We start from the raw sequence: 21869 nt of genomic DNA, 5'->3' as shown, positions 1-21869 counted from the left end.
GGGCGAACAACCATTCCTATGCCAAATACCGGCGTAGGTCCTCTGTGATCAGACCGTTGGTGGCGAGCACATCGTTTTCCTGACGCCAATGGACCAGATCGCCGTTCCACCGACTCAAATGCCCTTGCGCCTCCCAGACCACGACAGCGCCAGCGGAGACCGCGGGAACATCCCATTTGTGCAGGTGCGGTTCGAAATACGCATCATACGTGCCATCCGCCACCTTGCACAGATCCAGTGAGGCCGGACCGACGCGCTTGATGTCGGCAGGACGGCCGGCTATGCGCGCCACCACATCTAGCGCACGTTTGGATTCCTCCGGCACATGGGACATGCCGAAGCTCACCACCGCGTAATCGAGCGACTTGGTGGTGGACGGCATGATCTTCTCGCGCTTGTCACCAAGCTGCGTTCTACGGATGCGGATGGCGCCCGCCCCGCGAACCGCCAGATACGTCAAACCCAGGGCCGGCGCATGCACCACCGAAAGGATGGGCTGGGCGGAACATTGGTCATTGAATTCAAACAGCGAAACGGTGATGGTCCATTCCGGCATGCTGCGCACGAAATTGATCGCACCATCGATGCCGCCTACGCACCAGTACCGTTCGCCCGGATGGCACTCATCGGGGCGGAACTGCCAGAATCCATCGAACACATCCACGTAGGTGATGCGGTTGCTGATGAACTGCGACAGCCGCTTGTCGATGTCGGACGTGAAATGCAGATGGTCGTCCGTCATTTCAAAGCTTTTCAGATCGCGCGGATTCATCTGATCATTCAGCGCGTGCTTGCCTGCATCCTGCAGGATACGGGCCACTTCGAGGGCCACTTGCCTCAGTTCCATGTACTATGCCTTTTCGTTTCCTCATAACCGACGCCGACGCACCTATCCCTCACGCGCCCCGCCGTTTTGCTTCATTCATACGCGGACATGGCCGTAGCCTCTGCCCTTGTCGGCAATGGTACCCGCACAACATGAGATTCAACGCAACGATTCCACGATCCCGTTCGCGTCGTGGACACGCTCACATATACCGGAACATTGGGCTTCCGTGTATTTCAACGGATCGGACATGTCCAACGAGGCCATCGAATTCTCCACGGTTTCATCACCGGAGGACACGCCGCGCACCGTGATATGGGACCATGACGCGGCCACGACCTGTTCCGGAAAGCGGCGCACGATTTCCGCACGCAGCCATGCCCGGGTGTCCTTCGGCGATTCGACGGCAGCCGATTTAACCTGATCGTCCGTCATCAGCCGCTCCGTCTGTCCGACAAGCCGGGAGAAAACCGAATCCGACGGGTCAAGCGCGGCCCATTTCAGGTCGATGGCCGTCAAACGCCTGTCTGACCAATCCGCACCGGTTTTGCGACGTAGTTTCTCCAGCAATTGCCATTTGAGCAGCCACTCGAGACGCGACGCCTGCTCACGCATCGCCAATCGTTCGTCGTCATCGGCGTGACGGACCGCCGCGACATCGGCGAGCGCCTGTCCCCACATCGCCATGATGTTGCGGGTGGAACGGTCGGGCCACGCTGGTTCGCCGGAGACGTCGGTGCCATACACCACCGATGCAGCCGCGTATACCAGGCCACGCAAGGTGACCTGCATCTGCCATGCGGTGGTGTCTCCGCCATCCTGCAAAGGCAGCCCGGCGGACAGCGTCAGATCATGGGAGACCGTATGCATGGCCTCCACCGGGTCGGAAAGCGTGAGCGCCTGCAAGGCACCGTCCAGGTCGATTCCTGCCTCGTCGGCATGTTCGAGCAGCCATAGCAGCATGCTGGTGGTGCCGAGTTTGAGCGCCTGCGGCACATCCATGCGATTGGCGTCGCCAACGATCACATGCAGTCTGCGGTATTTCTCGGTGCTATGCGATTCGTCCCTCGTGTTGATGATCGGACGGTCGAACGTGGTCTGCAGGCCGACCTTCATATGGAAATAGTCGGCGCGCTGGCTCAGCTGATATCCCGCTTCCTCGCTGCGTTCGCCAATGCCGACGCGCCCCGAGCCGGTGAAGATCTGACGGGAGACGAAATGGGCCGTCATGAGCCGGGTCACCAGATCGAACGGCACGGAACGCAGCATCATGTAGTTTTCGTGCGTGCCCCAGCTTGCGCCTTTTCCATCGACGTTGTTGCGATGCAACACGATTCTTTGTCCCGTCTTCTCGCTCGCCTTATCGGCGGCGGCTCGCATGATGACGTCTCCCGCATGGTCGTACCGCACCGCTTCGAAGGGGTCCGTGTTTTCCGGCGCGGAGTATTCGGGATGCGCGTGGTCGACGTAGACACGGCCGCCGTTGGGCGCGATCACATTGGTGATGTTGAGTTGCGGGGCGTCGGTAAGCAGATCGGGATGGGCCGCGGCACGGCTCAGTCTGGTGCCGCGCGCATCGTTGACGGGGTCCTCCTGCCGGTAATCCCAACGGATATGGCTACGTTTCTTGTCCGCGGCGGCGCCGACCACATCGAATGAGAGCCGTACCGGATTGTAATGCCCTTGCCCCGGCGTTGAGACCGCGTACTCCGTTTCCGTGCCCATGACTCTGCGAACGCTCATCGCGTGTCGTTCCTTTCCTTATTCGGATCCTCGTCCCGCGTCGGCATCATTCGTGCTCATGCCACCGGCCTGATGCCGGTCACCCGTCCGGCGTCCAGTCCATTGATGCGGCTCCACTGTTCCGGATCGGCATCCAGAAGCGCGTCACGGGTCTCGCAGTATTCCTCGTCCACAGCCTTGGCCAGCAGGTTGATGCCGATGGCCGCAGCCTGGCCGGTGGTGATGGACAGTTTCACCGCATAGGTCTTGGCGCGGTCCACGATGTTCTTGAGCACCGCTCCGGACACCACATCGGCAAGATACACGGGACGCCACTGCCCATGGTCGTCGCAGATGTCACACAGGTGCCGATGCTCGTCCTGCGCGTAGATGTCGTTGACCAGCACGCCGATCAGCGCCTTCGCATCCACGTTCGCAGACAACGGCAGCTTGTCCGTCAGATAGTGGCGGATGATCTGGGTCGCCTGCTGGGCACCCGGACGATCCACCCTGATTTTCACATCAAGCCGTCCCGGACGCAGCACCGCCGGATCGATCATGTCGATGCGGTTGGAGGCACCGATCACCATGACGTTGTCCAACGACTCCACACCATCCAATTCGGTCAGGAACTGCGGGACGATGGTGGTCTCCACATCGGATGAGACGCCCGTCCCCCTGGTGCGCAGCAGCGAATCCATCTCATCGATGAACACGATGACCGGCCTGCCGTCCGCGGCGCGTTCGCGCGCGCGTTTGAAGATCATGCGGATGAGACGTTCCGACTCGCCCACGAATTTGTTGAGCAGCTCCGGCCCCTTGACCGACAGGAACACCCCACGTCCGGCTTCGGTGCCTTCGGCGAGCGCGTTCGCCACGGCTTTGGCGATCAGCGTCTTGCCGTTTCCCGGAGGACCGTACAGCAACACGCCTTTCGGCGGTTTCAGATCGTAACGTTCGAACAGCTCCCTATGCTGGAACGGCATCTGCACCGCGTCGCGGATACGTTCGATCTGCTCGTCCAAGCCACCGATGTCGGCGAAGGTGACGTCCGGCACCTCCTCCAGTACCAGATCGCCGTCGTTTTCGGGAGGCACCAGTGAAAGCGCGAATCGCATGGAGGGATCGACGTTCACCCGATCGCCCACATTCACGTTTTCCCCACTGAGCGCTCCGGCGGCGCGGACCAGCATCGCGTTGCCGCCGCCGTCCGTGACCAGCAGACGGCCGTCGTCGAACGTCTGCCGCACCGTGCGTACCGCACCCAACGTATCGGTGTCAAGCTGGGACACCACGACCATGTTCTCGTTGAGCAGCACCGTACGTCCCGGCTCGAGTCTGGAAGCCTGCAGATTCGCCGCGATCGGCACAATCAATCGACGTGTGCCGGCGGCTATTTCGGCGCTGGCATGTTGAACGCCTTGCTCGTCGGTTTTGGCCGAATGCACCCGGACCATGGTTGCGAAGGTCATGGGAGGTCCGGCCAGCTGGTTCAACTGGGCCTTCGCCTTCGCCAGCTCCTGCGTGGCCCGGCTCAACGCCTTGGCCAGGGCATGGTTCTTGGCCATGAGCTGGTCGTTGTCCCGTCCCAAAGACGCGAGCGTCTCCTCGTCATAATCGTTCATGTCGACCTCGCTTTCCAACACGTTCACCCCTCAAGAATACCCATTGTCCTAATGATTTCCGACAATCGAAACCATGCTTGAACAAGAAACGCCGAACATCGCATCCATGCCCACACTGTCAGCTCCGGGGCTGTTGGTGATGGACGTGGATTCCACTCTGATCGACGAGGAGGTCATTGACGAACTCGGCGCGGCCGCGGGTGTCGGAGAGCAGATCGCGTCCGTCACCGCGCGTGCCATGAACGGCGAACTTGATTTCCGTGAGGCGTTGCGCGCGCGGGTGGCGCTTCTGGAGGGGCTTCCGACCTCGATTTTCGATGAAGTGTACCGCCGTGTGCACTTCACACATGGCGCGCTCGACCTGATCGACACGTTGCACGGGCATGGTTGGAAGGTCGGCGTGGTCTCCGGCGGATTCCATGAGGTGGTGGACCGTCTCGCCGCCGATGCGAAGCTGGATTACTGGATAGCCAACCGTCTGGAGACCGTCGACGGCAAGCTCACCGGAAAGGTGCAGGGCGACATCGTCACAAAGGACGCGAAGTTGGAATCGTTGCGGGCATGGGCCACACGGATGGGTATCGGCATGGAGCAGACCGTCGCAGTGGGCGATGGCGCGAACGATCTTCCGATGATTCATGCGGCCGGTCTTGGCGTGGCGTTCTGCGCGAAGCCGAAGGTCCAGGCGGAGGCGCCGAACCGGCTCGATGAACGTGATCTGACGAAGATTCTCGATTTTCTCAGGTGACGGCAACTTCCATGAACGTGCCGCCGCACGTCGGATGACGCGGCTCGGCGCCATCCGACGTTTCCGGCTTCACTTGCAGAAGGCGTTGTCGAGATGCGCTCCACGGGCCCAGTCGGCGGCGCGCATGGCTTTCTTGCCCTGCGCTTTGACCTCCAGCAGTTCGAGCGGCTCGGTCGATGTGCCGACCCACACGTTCCTCTTGCCCGCCGCCACGCGCCCGGGCTCAAGCGATTCCGGCACGTTGCGATCGGACACATCGGCTATGCGGGCGCGCAGCACATGCAGCGTGGATGGTTCGGCGTCCGCGTTGGCGTGAAGCTCACACCATGCCCCCGGATTCGGCGTGCACGCCCTAATCTGACGATCGGCTGCGAAGGCCGGCGTGTCGAATCTGATATGCGCGTCGTCCACGGTGATCTTCCTTGCGACCTCATACGCACCGGCAGGCTGCTCCACCGGCACAATCTGATCGTCGGCCAGCGCCTGCAACGAGGCGGCCAGCAAATGCGAACCATCTTCGGCCAGACGCCCCAGAAGTTCGCCTGCGGTCTCGTGCGCGCCGATCTCCACGGTGGATTGCGACAGAATGGGACCGGCATCCATGGCCCGGACGATGCGGAACACCGTGGCCCCAGTCACCTTCTCCCCCGCCCAGATGGAGCGTTGCACCGGCGCCGCGCCACGCCATTGCGGCAGCAGGGAGAAATGCAGGTTGTACCATCCCATCGGCAGGGCGTCGAGCACATCCTGCTTCAGAATCCGGCCATAGGCCACCACGGCCGCGGCCTGCGCGCCTGTGGCCGCGAGTTCGGAGACGAATGTCTCCTCACCCGGATCGGATTCGATGACCGGAAGGCTAAGCTCGAGGGCGGCGCGCTTGACCGGATTGGCCACCAGTTTGCGGCCGCGCCCCGTCGGCGCGTCCGGACGGGTAAGCACGGCGACCACTTCGAAATGCTCGGTATCCTGAGCCAGCAACCTCAACGACGGCACCGCCACATCCGGCGTACCGGCAAACAGCACTTTCAACACGGAACGAACCTCCTAATCCTCATATGCCCGCGATCTCAGGCCTTCCGTACCGCGGGGATGTCCACGCCGGCATCAATCAGCAGCGCGCGCAACGCACGCGAATCCTTGAATCGCACTCCTCGTATCCCGGCCTCGTTCGCGCCGACGATGTTCATCGCCTTGTCGTCCACGAACAGCGCGCCCGAAGCGTCGATGCCGAACTGCCTCAACGCGTAATCGTAGATGTCCCGGTGCGGTTTGCGCAGGCCCACGTATCCCGACACCACACGATCCTCGAGGCTGCTCAGGATATCGTAGCGCTCCAGCGCCACCGGAAACAGATCCTTCTGCCAGTTGCTCAGGCCCCATACATGGATGCCCGCGGATTGCAGATCATTGATGAGCACGCGCGCGCCAGGCACCACGCCGGTCAGCGAATCGACGAAATTGTCAAGATAGTATCGCATCATGTCGGCCCACTTGTCCCCGTGACGTTCCCGCATCAATGCGACACCCTCATCATTGGACATGCCCGCATCCAACTCGTCATTGATGTCGTAGAAACCGGAGACGTCGTTGTCGAGGAACTGATCGATCAACTCGTCCGAATACCGGGGAGTCATAACCGCCCTCGGATCCCAGTAGACGAGCACATTGCCGAAATCGAAAATCACATCGGTGATCGGTTTGCCCGCATTCCGCGCGGCGTCGCCATCGGCCACCAGCACATCGTATTCCATTTCCGGTTCGCCGGGCCAGCCTTTCATGCGTTCCTCCATCCCTGCCATCGGCCTTATTGGACCGTTCCAGTGTTCCATGCCGAGGGGACGTGTCAGATGCGTTCCTTCGGATCCATCTGGAATCGGAGCTCCCCCGGTTCGCGCGACGCCATATGCCGGGCGCTTGCGGAGCGGAGTCTCGACGCCAGTTCCCCGCGCCTGCCCTGCGGCACGCGAACGATGGCCTTGACCCTGTCCGCGGTCACCTCCAGCTCACGCATGTCGATGGTGCGCGGCTGGGGAATCGGCACAGGACCCAATACGGATGGTATCGTACCGGCGACAGTGTCGATGGAGGCCATATCGCCATTCTCCAATGCCCCGATTCTTCGCAATGTCGTCGTGACCGCATCGCGCCGCCCCCATACGCAGGCGGCCGCGAATATCGGGGGCAAGCCGGTTTGGGTACGGTCCTCCAATTCGGCTTGGGCCAGCATCGGCGAATTCCACAGTGTCAGCGATTGCGCGAGCACCGAATCACTCTCGCCGATCAGCAAAGCCTGTCCCCCACGGGTCCGTGGTGCGCACAACGACACCGCGCGCATCCAACTGGTCAGCGTATCCACGTCGGCGTCGATGCCGGACGCGTACAGACTCGTCCACGCGTCGAGAATGGCCACCGCACGGTATTCGCATTGCGCGGGCGTGGCTCCGCGCACACGTGGCTCAGCACCGGGTGTGGCAATGACCAGTTGCGGGGCGAATCCCACATCGGGCACGATGCCTCTTGGCTGGTTCGGTGTGGACAGCACCATGGGAACGCTGCGGAACAGTCCGGCCAGCTCCGCAGCCGTGCCGGCGGCCCCGACCCTGACCACACGCATACGCTCGTTATGGCATGCGGGACATGACCAGCGCACGGTGGCCATGCCGCACCACCGGCAACGAATCGTCCCGTCGTTCAATCGTTCCAAAGGACCCGTGCAACGCGCGCACCGTACCTGACGATGGCATTTTGAGCAGCTCAACGCCTCCGAAATGCCATCCTGCGGTATGGACAGCAGCACCGGTCCGGTCTGCAGGGCCTTGGACAGTATCCGGACCGCGGTGTGCGGCACGCGGGCTCCAATGGTCGGGTCGGCGATCCTCGCCAACTCGTCACGGTTGAGCCAGCGGATCCATGGCGACATCTCCTTGGTCGCGGCCGGCAATGCATGTATGGGCGTGCTGAAACCGCTCACCTGTGTGTCGCCGACGTGCGCCGAATCGGTCTCCCACTGGCTTTGCGCGCTGCGGGCATTGGCCATCGCCACGAACACGCCGTCATGCGATTTCGCACGCAGACGAAGCACGCCACGCGCATTGGCGTACGGCATCATGCCGTCCGCGCCCTGATAGCACACGTCGTCCAGAATGAAGAACAACGCGTTGCCTTCCACCGGCGCGTACATGGCGGCACGCGTGCCGAGCACGCAACGCACCTGTCCTCCGCCGATTGCAAGATACGCACGATATCGTTCCGCGGGCGCCATCTGCGCGTTGAGCACGGCGAAATCGCCATCGTACCGTCCATTCGACGCCTGTGTCGGAGCGAATGGACGCAGACCGACCGACCGCAGCGTCTCCGCCATATCGGCGATTTCCCGCATGGTCGGCAGAACCAGTACCGCCGGCCTGTCTTGGGCGAGCGCCGCGACCACCATCCATGCCGCGCAACGCCGCCAATGGTCGGCGCCGGGCAGAGGATCGAAGACGAATGCTTGGAAACGTCTTCCCTGCAATGCGTCACGCAGCATATTGATGTTGCCGTACTGCCGTTGCAGCTGGCCGTATGCCTCCTCTTCCACAGCGGCGAGACGTTCCGTTTCCGCAGCGGATTTCCTGCGATTCCCCGTACGCACCTCCGCTTCGACCTTCGCTATGCGCGGAGGCACGGCCAAGCGCAGAATGTTGGCCCTCGTGCCACCGAACGCGTCTGCGATGCGCGTTATGTCATCGCGCATCGACCGGGGAACGATCACGCGGTCGGACAGCACACGTTCGATGTATCGCATCGACGATTCCGGCGTCGCGCTGGCATCGACGCGATTCCAGACGATGCCGTTGACGCGCTGCCCGCCGAAGCGCACACGCACCATCGCTCCGGGTCGCGCGGCCTCGGAGTGCTTCTCCTCGACGAAATAGTCGAAGGTCTGTCCCAGATGCGTGGCCTGGATGTCCAAAACCACTTGGGCGATAGGATGCTCGGCCGCCGGCTTTTTGGCAACGGGCTTGCGTTTGCGTCGCTTGCGCGGGGCAAGTCCGTCCAACGCCAGCTGCTCGGCATCCTCATATGTCATGGTTCCAAGATTAACGCATCACGCCACTCGTCGCGCCGACATCAGTGCAGAGGCCACCACGGGCGCAGCGGATAGCTGTCGGTGCCGTCGCGGTTCGGCTTGACGCACAGATACTGGTGGATCTGGATGTTGTTCATCTCGAAGTTGTAGGCGCATCCGGCCATATACAGGCCCCACAGGCGCGCCTTGGGCTCGCCGACCATCTTCACGGCCTCATCCCAGTGCGCCACCAGGTTCTCGTTCCAGTGGTGCAGGGTGAGCGCATAATGCTGGCGCAGGTTCTCCTCATGGATGACCTCGAAGCCGGCGTCGTGCACCTTCAGCTCGATCTCGCCCGGAGATGCGAGCTGGCCGTCCGGGAAGATGTACCGGTCGATGAACGGTCCGGCGGACTTGCCGGCATACGAGCAAGTGCGGGTGATCTGGTGGTTGAGCAGCATGGCGCCCGGCTTGAGTTTGTCGTAGATCTCCTTGAAGTAGGCCGGGTAATGCTTGACGCCGACGTGCTCCATCATGCCGAGCGAGCAGATGCCATCAAAGTCGCCTTCGGGAACATCGCGGTAATCCATCAGACGAATCTCGGCCAGATCCTCCAGCCCTTCGCGTCTGATCCACTCCTGGCCCCACTTGACCTGCTCTTCGGCCAAGGTGACGCCTAGCACGTGGATGCCGCGCTTGGCGGCCTCGATCTCCATGGAGCCCCAGCCGCAGCCGATGTCGAGCAGCCGATCGCCGGGCTTGAGGTTGAGCTTGTCGAGCACAAGGTCGAGCTTGGCCTTCTGCGCGTCCTCCAACGTAGTCTCCGGTGTGTCGAACACCGCGCAGGTGTAAGTCATAGACGGACCGAGGAACATCGCGTAAAAGTCGTTCGACTGGTCGTAGTGGTAGCTGACGGTGGCGGCGTCTCCGGCTTTGGAATGTGGCAACAGACCTTCGCTGATGCGCTTGAGCTTGCTTGGGCCTTCGATGCTCGGCGGTTCGGGATGGCGGATGCCATGGCTGGCGACCGTGCCCAGCGCTTCAGCCAGCTTGACCGGATTGGGCTTGCGCACGTATGGCTTGAGCCGTGAAAGCTGCTTGAACACCCCGTACGGGTTGCCTGGAATCAGCTGCGGCGAGTCGATGTCGCCCTGCAGGTAGGCGCGGGCCAGGCCGAGTTCGCCGGGATTGTCGACCATGTAGTACACGGCACGGGAGTTTTTGACCTGGATGCACAGCGGGGCGTCCTCCGGCCCCATCGAAGATCCATCAAATGCCTCGACCCTCAATGGGGCTCCGGGCTTGATGAACAGCTGCACCATATCGGCGACTTTCATTCGCATATTGCCTCCTTAACGGTCACAATGCGCCTAATCAACTGGTATTGTACGCGCGGCGGAATCATACGAAGCCCATATGGAACGGATATTCGTCCATCGCACAAACAAAAAAGGGAACCACCCCTGCGTGAGCGATGGTTCCCATGATGGACGACCGGCTGTCAATCGCATCCTCCGGCAACGTCCTTCCGATGACGTATTCAGCCGGCGATGGCGGCCTTGAGCTCATCGACCTTGTCGGTGCGTTCCCAAGTGAAATCGGCATCATTGCGGCCGAAATGACCGTATGCGGCGGTTTTGGAGTAAATCGGACGAAGCAGGTCGAGCTCATCGATGATCGCGGCGGGACGCAGGTCGAACACCTTGCGCACGGCCTGCTGGATCTGCTCGCGGGTCACGCCGATTTCGGTGCCGTAGGTCTCCACGTTGATGGACACCGGATCGGCTACGCCGATGGCGTAAGCGACCTGGACCTCGACCTTGTGGGCCAGTCCCGCGGCCACGATGTTCTTGGCCACCCAGCGGGCGGCATAGGCCGCGGAACGATCCACCTTGCTCGGATCCTTGCCGGAGAACGCACCGCCGCCATGATGGGCCGCGCCTCCATAGGTGTCGACGATGATCTTGCGACCGGTCAGACCGGCATCGGCGGCCGGTCCTCCGAGAATGAACGAACCGGTCGGATTCACCAGCACTCGGTATTCGTCGTGGGCCACCTTGTCGCCAAGCACATCATCGAGCACTGGCTTGATCACACGCTCCACAAGATGCTCCTTCAGCCACGCCTGATCCACTTCCGGATCATGCTGGGTGGAGATCAGCACGGTATCCAGGCGTACCGGCCTGTCATGCTCGTCGTATTCGATGGTGACCTGGGTTTTGCCGTCCGGACGCAAGTGGGCGACTTCGCCACTCTTACGCACCTCGGCAAGACGATAGGCAAGACGATGGGCAAGATGAATCGGCAGCGGCATCAGCACATCGGTCTCGTCGCACGCATAACCGAACATCACGCCCTGGTCACCAGCGCCCTGGGCCTCGTACCGCTCCTCACGGCTGGCCTCCGACTCCTGCTCCTGGCTCAAACGGGCCACGCCCTGGTTGATTTCGGCGCTCTGACCGGTCAGCGACACCACCACGCCGCAGGAATCCGCGTCAAGGCCGACGCGGGAGCTGGTGTAACCGATGTTACGGACCACGGAACGCACGATGTTCTGGATGTCGCAATAGCCTTCGCTGGTCACCTCGCCGAACACGAAGAACTGCCCCGTGGTGGCGCAGGTCTCCACCGCCACATGGGAATGCGGATCCTGCGCGAGCATATCGTCAAGAATCGCATCGGAAATCTGGTCGCAGACCTTATCCGGATGACCTTCCGTCACCGATTCGGCGGAAATCAACTTCAATTCAGCCATACGGCTGCTCCTTTCGCGAACGCCCAACCGTTCGCCTCTGGTGATTGCCTACGAAAAACGCCCCGTCCCTCGCAGACGCAATCAATAGCTTATTAACCAACTATTCAAAGCGCACCGCTCAGGTATCGGAGCGTATGAAATCCATGTGGAGTCCCTTGCGGGAGCCTCTCGAATCAGTTGCCTTCGGTCAGATCGTCCTCGCCGAGGGTCTCCTCAAGCAGACCGTTGTTGATCTCGCGGAATGCGATGGACAGCGGCTTCTCCTGATTCTGGTATTCCACCAGCGGTCCGACGTTCTGCAGCAGACCTTCGTTGAGCTGGGTGAAATAGGAATTGATCTGACGGGCACGCTTGGCCGCGAAAATGGCCAGAGCGTACTTGGAGTCCGCATGTTCCATCAAATCATCGATGGGCGGATCCGCAAGACCGGTCGGGGTTGGCTCAGTGCCGAATGCCATAGTGATTATCTCCAAATCATCAGATAAGCCAAAAGCTTCTTTTCCAAAGTCTTTAGTATAGGGAGTCCACTGGACCGGATCGATTCCTTTTCACAGAACCTCCTTGCACGTCCGCACTGGACGTCTCAACATCCCTCGGAAATGGAATCCGCAACAATTCCACATAGTGACTCTTGACAAATCGCGTGTCCCGTTAAACCAGCACAATAGAAGACATGGAAATGCGATCTGCAAAACTAATGAATGGACGTGTATTCGCGGGCGCTCGCGCCCTCTACCGCGCCGCCGGCGTGGACGGCAAGGACTTCGGCAAGCCGATCATCGCCATCGCCAACTCCTTCGACGAGTTCCTGCCGGGCCATGTGCACCTGAACAAGGTCGGTCGTCTCATCTCCGAGGCCATCAAGGAAGCCGGAGGCATCCCCCGTGAGTTCAACACGATGGCCGTGGACGACGGCATCGCCATGGGGCATACCGGCATGCTGTATTCGCTGCCGAGCCGCGACATCATCGCCGACACCGTGGAATACCAGGTGAACGCGCACTGCGCCGATGCCTTGATCTGCATCCCGAACTGCGACAAGGTCGTCCCGGGCATGCTCATGGCGGCGCTGCGCCTCAACATCCCGACCGTGTTCGTCTCCGGCGGTCCGATGGAGGCCGGCACCACCGTGCTGCCCGACGGCACCGTGAAGAAGAACACCGATCTGATTGACGTGATGTACGCCTCCGCCGACGACAACCTGGACGAAGAGGATCTGCTCGCCTACGAGAAGACCGTCTGCCCGACCTGCGGTTCCTGCGCCGGCATGTTCACCGCCAACTCGATGAACTGCCTGACCGAGGCCATCGGCCTGGCCCTGCCGGGCAACGGCACCATCCTGGCCTCCCACTCCTACCGTAAGGATCTGTTCAAGCGTGCCGCCCAGCAGGTTGTCAAGATCGCCAAGCAGTATTACGACAATGACGATGATTCCGTGCTGCCACGTTCCATCGCCACCAAGAAGGCCTTCGAGAACGCCATGACCATGGATGTGGCCATGGGCGGCTCCACCAACACCGTGCTGCACATCCTCGCCATGGCACAGTCCGCCGATGTGGACTTCACGCTGGACGACATCGAACGCATCTCCCACACCGTGCCGTGCATCTGCAAGGCTTCGCCGTCCGGCGAATGGGAGATTTCCGACGTGCACCGCGCAGGCGGCATCACCGGCATCCTCGGCGAGCTCGACCGTGCGGGCAAGCTGCACCGCGACGTGCATTCCATCGACTACAAGTCCTTGGAGGACAAGCTCAACGATTGGGACATCATGCGCGACACCTGCACCGAGCAGGCCAAGCAGATGTATCTTGCGGCTCCGGGCCATATCGTCTCCCCCGAACCGTGGACGCACACCACCCTGTTCGATTCGCTCGACCGCGACCGTGTGAACGGCGCCATCCACGACATCGACCATCCGGCCGTCACCGAAGGCGGTCTGGCCGTGCTGCGCGGCAACCTCGCGCCTGACGGCTGCGTGGTGAAGACCGCCGGCGTGCCGAAGGAGATCTGGACGTTCCGCGGTCCGGCGCTGGTCGTCGAATCCCAGGAACAGGCCATCGAGGTCATCCTCAACGACACGTTGAAGCCCGGCATGGCGCTGGTGATCCGCTACGAGGGCCCGAAGGGCGGCCCGGGCATGCAGGAGATGCTGTACCCGACCTCCTTCGTCAAGGGCAAGGGCATCGGCAAACAGGTGGCCATGCTCACCGACGGCCGTTACTCCGGCGGTTCCTCCGGTCTGGCCATCGGCCACATCGCGCCTGAGGCTGCGAACAAGGGCCCGATCGCGCTCATCAAGAACGGCGACATCATCAACATCGACATCCCGAACCGTACCGTGAACGTCGAGCTTTCCGATGAGGAGCTGGCCCAGCGCCGCGCAGAACTCGAAGCCGGCGACGGCTACGTGGCACACCGCGACCGCAAGGTGTCCCAGGCACTGAAGGCCTACGCAGCCTTCGCACGTTCCGCCGATAAGGGCGCCACCCGCGACCCGGAGCTGATCGATAAGCTCTCTGGTCTCGCCTGATCGATAATCCACGCATCGCGTGGACATAAGAGGATGGCCCCCACGAAATATTTCGTGGAGGCCATCCTTTTATTTCTTTTCCGCCAGACACACACCGTTTCGTGCGTCACTAGATGTTGCCCGTTCGCAGGCGCATGACCGAACATGGACGCAATGATTCCAATGAGAAAGGCCGTGACCGCGATTCATACACGTGGTCACGGCCTTTCTTCCCGGCATGACAGTGGTGCCGCCAAGTCAGAGATTGAATTCCTCGGCTATGATCTTCCATAATTCGTCAGCCGCCTCATCGACCACATTGTTGACGATACGCCTATCGAATTCAGGCGCCGCCGCCAGCTCGGTCTTGGCGGTCTCAAGCCTTTTGGCCTGCTGCTGCGGAGTTTCCGTGCCACGTCCAATCAAACGACGCTTCAGCTCCTCGAAGGACGGCGGTTCGATGAACACCGTAAGCACTTCAAGGCCAAGCTCCTTCGCACGGCGTTTGACACTCCGAGCGCCTTGAAGATCGATTTCCAGTACTACGGGAATATTGCGTTCCAAATGTTCCACGACTGGTTTCACGGGCGTTCCATAGTGGGCAAGCCCGAACACATCGGCGGTTTCGAGGAACTCCCCCGCCGCTTCCTTGTCCAGGAACTCCTGTTCACTCATGAAGAAGTAGTTCACTCCGTCCACTTCGCCCGGACGAGGCTTGCGCGTCGTGGCCGACACCGACAGCCAGATTTCGGGATGTTGTTCCCGCACCCGTCCCAAAACCGTGCCTTTACCCACGCCGGCAGGTCCGCAAAGCACAATCAGACGTCCATGACGCATATCAGTCATTCCACATCCCCCATTTTCATAAATGTCATGCTTCAAAAACTATTCGCCGGTGTTACCGGATTCTTCGCCGGAGCTTTCGTTCTGGGCTTCCGTCAACGCCTGACGGATGTCCCTTGCCACCGACGCGGTCGCCTCGGTCAGTTTGGCGATGTCCGGACCATGAGTGGCGATGGAGCGTGAAACGGTGACCAACACATTGCCTTTGGTCCCCTTGAACACGGTTTTCAGATCCTCCATCTCCGCGCCCTGCCATCCATAGCCGGGAGAAAGAATCGGGCCGGTGAATCTGGCTGGGTCGACGCCCGAATCATTAATCCATTGGCCGATGGTGGCACCGATGATGAGCCCTACCGACCCCATGCCGTCGATGCCCTTGTTGAATTTCTGCGCGGTGCCGGCGATGCCGTACGCCACGGTCTTGCCTTTGTATTCGCCGGCCTGGCGAATGGCGGTCTGCAGACTGGCACCTTCCTGATTGGACGTCAGCGACGCCACGAACACGCCTCTGCCGTTGTTGAGCGCGTCATTGATGACGCCTCCCAGAGACCGCGCGCCATAATACGGCAACAATGTGATGGCATCCGCCAGCAAAGGCGAGCCGGGTTTGAAATACGCGTCCGCGATCGCGGAAATCGTGGTGGGAAGTCCGCCGTGAAGGCAATCCACAATCGTGATGACACCCATTTGCCGTGCCGCGTACAGCACACGTTCGAGCGCCGCGAAACCTTTGGAACCGTAACGCTCGAACATGGACGATTGGAATTTGACGGCCGCGGCACGGCCATTGGCCGCCTGAAGCATGCGCATGGCGTACAGTTCGGCACCCAGCGCATCGACGTTGTAGCCCCAATCGGTAAGAAGTTTTCGATGGGGATCGATGCCCACGCATAGCGGGCCATACTTCGCCATCGAATTGCTCAATCTCAGACCGAAATCCGAGCGTTGGGCACTCACTTCCTTGCTGCTGGGGCTACTCATCACTACTCACGGCTTTCCAAATCGAATAGCTGCTTGGAATGATCCTGAATACTCATGATCTGATAATCATTATTGCGTACAGCCTCGATAGCCATCAGCACGGCGGAGAATTCCGTCATCGTGGTGAATTGCGGCAAATCGGCCGCAATGGCCGCGGAACGGATGGCATATCCGTCGGAACGCGAACCACGGGAATTGGGCGTGTTGAGAATCAGATCAATCGCACCCTCTTCGATCAGCTGGACGACGTTCTTGCCGACGCTGCCCGCCGCATGGTACGTGGTGATCGGCTCTTCCGGATCGGAATCCATACGGACGCTGATCTTGTCGACGATCTTGGAATCGATGCCATAGCGGCGCAACACGGAGGCGGTGCCTTCGGTGGCCCAGATCTTGAAGCCAAGCTCAACGAGCCTTGCCGCGAACAGCGGCAGCTGACGCTTGTCGGTGTCGTTCACGGAGATGAACACGTTGCCGCTGGTCGGCAGACCACCCTCATAGGCGGCGAGCTGACTCTTGGCGAACGCATGCGGGAAGTCACGGTCGAAGCCCATGACCTCACCGGTGGAACGCATCTCCGGTCCAAGCAGCACGTCGACGGTCTTGCCGAGCGGCGTACGGAAACGCTTGAACGGCAGCACGGATTCCTTGACGGCAACCTGCTGGCCACGGTGGATGTCACCGCCATCTCCATGAGGCAGAAGCAGACCATTGTCACGCTGCTGCTGGATGGTCTCACCAACCATGATGCGCGCGGCGGCCTTGGCCAGCGCCACACCGGTGGCCTTGGAGGCGAACGGCACGGTACGGGAGGCACGTGGATTGGCTTCGATGACGTACAGCGTGTTGGCCATGAAGGCATACTGCACGTTGATCAGTCCCTGGACTCCGCAGCCCTTGGCAATGGCATAGGTGCCCTCGCGCAGACGACGAATCTGATCGTCGGACAGCGTGCTTGGCGGCAAAGTGCATGCGGCATCGCCGGAATGCACGCCGGCCTCCTCGACATGCTCCATGATGCCACCGATATACAGTTCCTTGCCATCAAACAAGGCATCGACGTCGATTTCCACGGCATCCTGCAGGAATTTGTCGATGAGCAGCGGGGAAGGCAGACGACCGGAGACGACGGTATCGGCCTGGGCTTCCTTCAACGCACGATCAACGTACTTGCGCAACTGGGCATCGTCATAGACGATTTCCATGCCACGGCCGCCAAGCACGTAGCTCGGACGTACCAGCACCGGGTATCCGATGGCGTGGGCTGCCTCACGGGCCTCGTCCAGGCTCAATGCGGTGCCGTAACGCGGCGCGTTCATATCGGCCTTCTTCAGCACCTCGCCGAAGAGCTCGCGGTTTTCGGCCAGATCGATCGATTCCGGGGTGGTACCGAGAATCGGCACTCCCGCAGCCTTCAGTCGAGCGGCCAAGGACAGCGGGGTCTGTCCACCGAGCTGGACGATGACGCCCTTGATCGGTCCCATCTTCTTTTCGGCTTCGTAAATCTCAAGCACATCCTCGAAGGTGAGCGGCTCGAAATACAGGCGATCGGACATGTCGTAATCGGTCGACACGGTTTCCGGATTGCAGTTGACCATGATCGTGTCATAGTCCTTGCCGAGCTCCTGCACGGCATGCACGCAAGTGTAATCGAACTCAATGCCCTGGCCGATGCGGTTCGGACCGGAACCGAGGATGATCACGGCCTCGCGGTCGCGTGGACGCAGCTCGGTCTCATCCGCATAGCAGGAATAGTAGTACGGCGTGGCCGCATCGAATTCGGCGGCGCAGGTATCGACGGTCTTGTATACCGGACGAAGATCATACGACCAGCGCAGCTCGCGGATGGTGTTCTCACCTTCGTCTCCCAGACGGCGCAGATGCGCTATTTGCAGATCGGACAGACCAGCGAGCTTCGCCTTTTTGAGAAGCTTCCTGGAGAGCTTCTCCGCGTTCTTGACCTCCAACGCGGTCTCGTTGATGAGCTCGAACTGGCGGATGAACCACGGATCGATCTTGGTAGCTGCGAAGATCTGTTCCTCGGTGGCGCCGCCCCACAGGGCACGCTGGATCTGCAGATAACGGTGTTCGGTCGGCACCTTGATGGCGTCGAGCAGCTGGCTGACTTCCTCCTGGGAAGGCTTGTCGCCATCCCAGTTGAATCCCATGTGCCTCTTGTCGATGGACCGCATGGCCTTGCCCAAGGACTCCTGGAAGTTGCCCGCAAGCGCCATGGCTTCGCCGACCGACTTCATGGAAGTGGTCAGGGTCGGATCGGCGCCTGGGAACTTCTCGAACGCGAAGCGCGGCACCTTGGTGACCACATAATCGATGGTCGGCTCGAAGCTGGCCGGAGTGGACTGCGTGATGTCGTTCTGGATCTCGTCCAGCGTATAGCCGAGAGCCAGTTTCGTGGCGATTTTGGCGATCGGGAAGCCCGTGGCCTTGGATGCCAGGGCGGAGGAACGGGAGACACGCGGGTTCATTTCGATGACGATGATGCGTCCGGTGTCCGGATTGACGGCGAACTGGATGTTACAGCCGCCGGTGTCGACGCCCACACCGCGGATGATGGCGATGCCGATGTCACGAAGCTTCTGGTATTCGCGGTCGGTCAGGGTGAAGACCGGCGCCACGGTGATGGAATCACCGGTGTGCACGCCGACCGGATCGACGTTCTCGATCGGGCAGACCACGACGACATTGTCCTTCTTGTCGCGCATCAGCTCGAGCTCGTATTCCTTCCAGCCTTCGATGCCCTCTTCGATCAGGACCTCGTCGGTCGGGGAATAATGGATTCCCGCGCCCGCGATGCGGTGCAGCTCGTCCTCGTCATGCGCGATGCCGGATCCGAGGCCGCCCATGGTGAAGCTCGGACGGACCACCAGCGGATAGCCGAATTTCTCGGCGATCCTGTCCACTTCCTCAAGGGAGTGCGCGATGTCGGAACGCGCGGATTCGGCGCCGGCCTCCTCCACGACCTTCTTGAAGAGCTCGCGGTCCTCGCCGCGGTCGATGGCGTCAAGGGAGGCGCCGATCAGTTCGACGTTGTATTTCTTGAGCACGCCGGCCTCGCCCAGCGCCATGGCGGCGTTCAGAGCGGTCTGGCCGCCCAAGGTCGGCAGCAACGCGTCAGGACGTTCCTTGGCGATGATCTGCTCGAGGATCGGAGTGGAAATCGGCTCGATATAGGTGGCATCGGCCATTTCCGGATCGGTCATGATGGTGGCCGGGTTGGAGTTGACCAGAACGACCCGGATGCCCTCTTCGCGAAGCACGCGACAGGCCTGGGTGCCCGAATAATCGAATTCCGCGGCCTGTCCGATCACAATCGGACCGGAGCCGATGACCATCACGGACTTGATGTCTGTGCGCTTAGGCATTGCGGGTTCCCTCCTTGGTGGAACGCATAAGATCGACGAAACGATCGAACAGGTAGGCGGCGTCGTGCGGACCGGCGGCGGCTTCCGGATGATACTGCACGGAGAATGCCGGAATATCGACGCATTGCAGGCCTTCGACCACGTTGTCGTTCAAATCGACATGGCTGACGAACACCTTGCCGTACTTGCCGTCTTCGAACGGAGCGTCCACGGTTTCGCCGATGGGCGCGTCCACGGCGAAGCCATGGTTATGGGCGGTGATTTCGATTTTGCCGGTGGTCATGTCCTTGACCGGCTGGTTGATGCCGCGGTGGCCAAATTTGAGCTTGTATGTGCCGAAACCAAGCGCGCGTCCCAGCAGCTGGTTGCCGAAGCAAATGCCGAAGAACGGGTATCCCGCATCCAGAACCTGACGCAGCAGGTTTACTTCCGGATCGGCTTGTTCCGGATCTCCCGGGCCATTGGAGAAGAAAACGCCATCCGGATTGAGCGCCTCAAGCTCGTCAAAGGTGATGGTGGACGGAACCACATGCACACGGCAGCCGCGTTCCGCCATACGGTGCGGGGTCATGGCCTTGATGCCCAAATCGACCGCCGCGACGGTGAACAACGGATCCTTGCCTTCGAATTCGCCGCATGGCTCGATGGTATAGGCTTCCTTGGTGCTGACCTCGTCGTAGAGGCTCATGCCCTTCATCTGCGGAGTGGCCTTGACCTCGTCGAGCATGGACTCAATGGAACGCGGCTTGCCGTTGTCATCGAGCAGTGCGTCACCGGAGAAGATGGCGGCACGCATGACACCTGCGGAACGCAGGTGGCGAACCAGCTTACGGGTGTCGATATGGCTGATGCCGACGATGTGGTTGGATTCCAAGTCATCGTCAAGGCTGCCGGTGGCGCGCCAATTGCTCACGTTCGGGCTGGGATCGCGCACCACATAACCGGCGACCCAAATCTTGGATGATTCCGGATCCTCCCCGTTGATTCCCGTGTCCCCGATATGCGGGAACGTCTGTACCACGATCTGCCGATCGTAGCTGGGATCGGTAAGCGTTTCCTGATAGCCGGTCATGCCGGTCGCAAAAACGATCTCCCCGCTGGTCGTGCCGATCGCACCGTATGGCTCACCCACATACACCTGTCCGTCTTCAAGAACGAGAACGGCATCCTGAGGGTCAAACATCACGGCTTCGGAATCATACTGGTTCACCAAAACCCCCTTATAGTCAAGGTATTCGTACCAAGGATAGCGGCCGGTTAGGACTCGCGACCCGGCCGAATCGCTTAACTTCCAGCTTTATTCAGCCGAAGGTTCGGTCGGTTGCCCATCCACTGGAGAAGCCTGCGCATCCGCGCTCACGGCGCTGAGCAGACCGTGGATGAACGCCGGCGAATCATCATCGCACAGCGTCTTGGCAAGGCCCAAAGCCTCATCGATGGCCACCATGTTGGGGACATCGTCATTGAACATGATCTCCCACGTGGCGATGCGCAATATATTGCGGTCCACAACACCCATACGCTTGACCTTCCAACCGGTGGAATGCTCGTCAAGCATGGCGTCGATGGCGGCGATATGCTCCGCCACGCCACGTACGATTTCGATGGCGTATTCAGGCAGCGGTGTCTGAGCGCCGGGCTGCTCGATGCGCTCAGCAAGAAGGGACAGGATGTCCTGTCCCTTCTCATCCGCTTCATACAACGTGTTCAGAGCCCTCTTACGAGCGGTGGAACGTGCCATGAAACTTCGCTGTCCTTACTCTCAGTTCTCGCGGCCGAGGTAGGAGCCATCGGTGGTGTTCACCTTGACCTTCTCGCCCTCGCCGATGAACAGCGGCACCTGGATCTCGGCGCCGGTCTCGACGGTGGCCGGCTTGGTGCCGGCGTTGGAACGGTTGCCCTGCAGGCCCGGTTCGGTGTGGGTGACGGTCAGGACCACGGAAGCCGGCAGTTCGACGGACAGCGGGGTGCCGTCGTGGAAGGAGACGACGCAGTCGGTGCCTTCGAGCAGGAACTTGGCCTGGTCTCCGACCAGGGTCTTCGGAATGAAGATCTGATCGTAGGTGGTCATATCCATGAACACGAAATTGTCGCCGTCCTCATAGGAGTACTGGAGGTTGCGGTTGTCGACGGTCTCGAAATCCATCTTCATGCCCGCGTTGAAGGTCTTGTCGACGATCTTGCCGGAAAGCACGTTCTTGATGGTGGTACGCACGAAGGCGGGACCCTTGCCCGGCTTCACGTGCTGGAACTTGATGACGGTCCACAGCTGTCCGTCAAGATTCAGGACGGAACCGTTCTTGATGTCGTTGGTAGTCTGTGCCAAATTAACTCACCTATTTCTTCATCTAACGGGAAAGCTTACAAAAAGCCTTACTCATTATGCCATGACGAGTTGACCATCACGTATATGCGACGTGCCGTGG

Annotated in this window: 17 protein-coding genes; 2 read left to right on the top strand and 15 right to left on the bottom strand. The window is 60.7% G+C overall.

All coding sequences use genetic code 11. The features are described from left to right. Positions 1-16: 16 nt before the first annotated feature. The 3 genes from AC1ATL_RS05205 to arc form a co-directional block, all read right to left on the bottom strand. Positions 17-847 carry an inositol monophosphatase family protein gene (locus tag AC1ATL_RS05205; RefSeq protein ID WP_476569046.1) on the bottom strand — a complete coding sequence of 277 codons (831 nt, stop codon included), beginning with the start codon at positions 845-847 and terminating at the stop codon, positions 17-19. Positions 848-985: 138 nt separating this feature from the next. Then, positions 986-2569, bottom strand: a complete 1584-nt coding sequence (gene dop, locus AC1ATL_RS05200; RefSeq protein WP_432623198.1) for a depupylase/deamidase Dop — start codon at positions 2567-2569, stop codon at positions 986-988. A gap of 56 nt (positions 2570-2625) precedes the next feature. Beyond that, positions 2626-4173, bottom strand: a complete 1548-nt coding sequence (gene arc / locus AC1ATL_RS05195; protein WP_476569339.1) for a proteasome ATPase — start codon at positions 4171-4173, stop codon at positions 2626-2628. Between the two features lie 73 nt (positions 4174-4246). On the opposite strand from arc, the gene serB reads away from it, so the two are divergent. Next, positions 4247-4921, top strand: a complete 675-nt coding sequence (gene serB, locus AC1ATL_RS05190) for a phosphoserine phosphatase SerB (protein WP_476569043.1) — start codon at positions 4247-4249, stop codon at positions 4919-4921. 69 nt (positions 4922-4990) lie between these two features. Here serB and fmt read toward each other — a convergent pair whose 3' ends face one another. The 6 genes from fmt to rpoZ all read right to left on the bottom strand — a co-directional run bounded on the left by fmt (position 4991) and on the right by rpoZ (position 12182). Then, a complete protein-coding gene (fmt, locus tag AC1ATL_RS05185; RefSeq protein ID WP_476569041.1) occupies positions 4991-5953 on the bottom strand; it encodes a methionyl-tRNA formyltransferase in 963 nt (320 codons plus the stop codon). Between the two features lie 35 nt (positions 5954-5988). Then, positions 5989-6699, bottom strand: a complete 711-nt coding sequence (locus AC1ATL_RS05180) for an HAD family hydrolase (protein WP_476569039.1) — start codon at positions 6697-6699, stop codon at positions 5989-5991. Positions 6700-6764: 65 nt separating this feature from the next. Then, positions 6765-8990 (bottom strand): primosomal protein N', encoded by a 2226-nt coding sequence (locus AC1ATL_RS05175; protein WP_476569037.1) that lies wholly within the window; start codon positions 8988-8990, stop codon positions 6765-6767. Positions 8991-9031: 41 nt separating this feature from the next. Continuing rightward, positions 9032-10312: a class I SAM-dependent methyltransferase gene (locus tag AC1ATL_RS05170; RefSeq protein ID WP_476569035.1), complete on the bottom strand. Its 1281-nt coding sequence runs from the start codon at positions 10310-10312 to the stop codon at positions 9032-9034. 197 nt (positions 10313-10509) lie between these two features. Next, entirely contained in the window at positions 10510-11724 is a 1215-nt protein-coding gene (gene metK, locus AC1ATL_RS05165; protein ID WP_476569033.1) for a methionine adenosyltransferase, read from the bottom strand. A gap of 173 nt (positions 11725-11897) precedes the next feature. Continuing rightward, positions 11898-12182 (bottom strand): DNA-directed RNA polymerase subunit omega, encoded by a 285-nt coding sequence (gene rpoZ / locus AC1ATL_RS05160; RefSeq protein ID WP_026646382.1) that lies wholly within the window; start codon positions 12180-12182, stop codon positions 11898-11900. A gap of 215 nt (positions 12183-12397) precedes the next feature. Between rpoZ and ilvD the strand changes: the two genes are divergently transcribed. Next, positions 12398-14257 (top strand): dihydroxy-acid dehydratase, encoded by a 1860-nt coding sequence (gene ilvD, locus AC1ATL_RS05155; RefSeq protein WP_432623213.1) that lies wholly within the window; start codon positions 12398-12400, stop codon positions 14255-14257. A 237-nt stretch (positions 14258-14494) separates the two neighbouring features. On the opposite strand, the gene gmk is transcribed toward ilvD, so the two are convergent. The 6 genes from gmk to efp form a co-directional block, all read right to left on the bottom strand. Continuing rightward, positions 14495-15082 (bottom strand): guanylate kinase, encoded by a 588-nt coding sequence (gene gmk, locus AC1ATL_RS05150; protein WP_432623215.1) that lies wholly within the window; start codon positions 15080-15082, stop codon positions 14495-14497. Positions 15083-15121: 39 nt separating this feature from the next. Further along, positions 15122-16060, bottom strand: a complete 939-nt coding sequence (gene pyrF / locus AC1ATL_RS05145; protein WP_432623217.1) for an orotidine-5'-phosphate decarboxylase — start codon at positions 16058-16060, stop codon at positions 15122-15124. Between the two features lie 2 nt (positions 16061-16062). After that, positions 16063-19443, bottom strand: a complete 3381-nt coding sequence (gene carB, locus AC1ATL_RS05140) for a carbamoyl-phosphate synthase large subunit (protein ID WP_476569030.1) — start codon at positions 19441-19443, stop codon at positions 16063-16065. Then, entirely contained in the window at positions 19436-20626 is a 1191-nt protein-coding gene (gene carA, locus AC1ATL_RS05135) for a glutamine-hydrolyzing carbamoyl-phosphate synthase small subunit (RefSeq protein WP_432623230.1), read from the bottom strand. Before carA ends, carB begins: the two co-directional genes overlap by 8 nt. Before the next feature lie 114 nt (positions 20627-20740). Then, entirely contained in the window at positions 20741-21184 is a 444-nt protein-coding gene (gene nusB / locus AC1ATL_RS05130) for a transcription antitermination factor NusB (protein ID WP_432623221.1), read from the bottom strand. Positions 21185-21205: 21 nt separating this feature from the next. Further along, positions 21206-21769, bottom strand: a complete 564-nt coding sequence (efp, locus tag AC1ATL_RS05125; protein ID WP_432623223.1) for an elongation factor P — start codon at positions 21767-21769, stop codon at positions 21206-21208. Positions 21770-21869: the final 100 nt, after the last annotated feature.

The organism is Bifidobacterium sp. LH_743, assembly GCF_056355775.1.
This window is presented reverse-complemented; position numbering and strand designations above follow the sequence as displayed.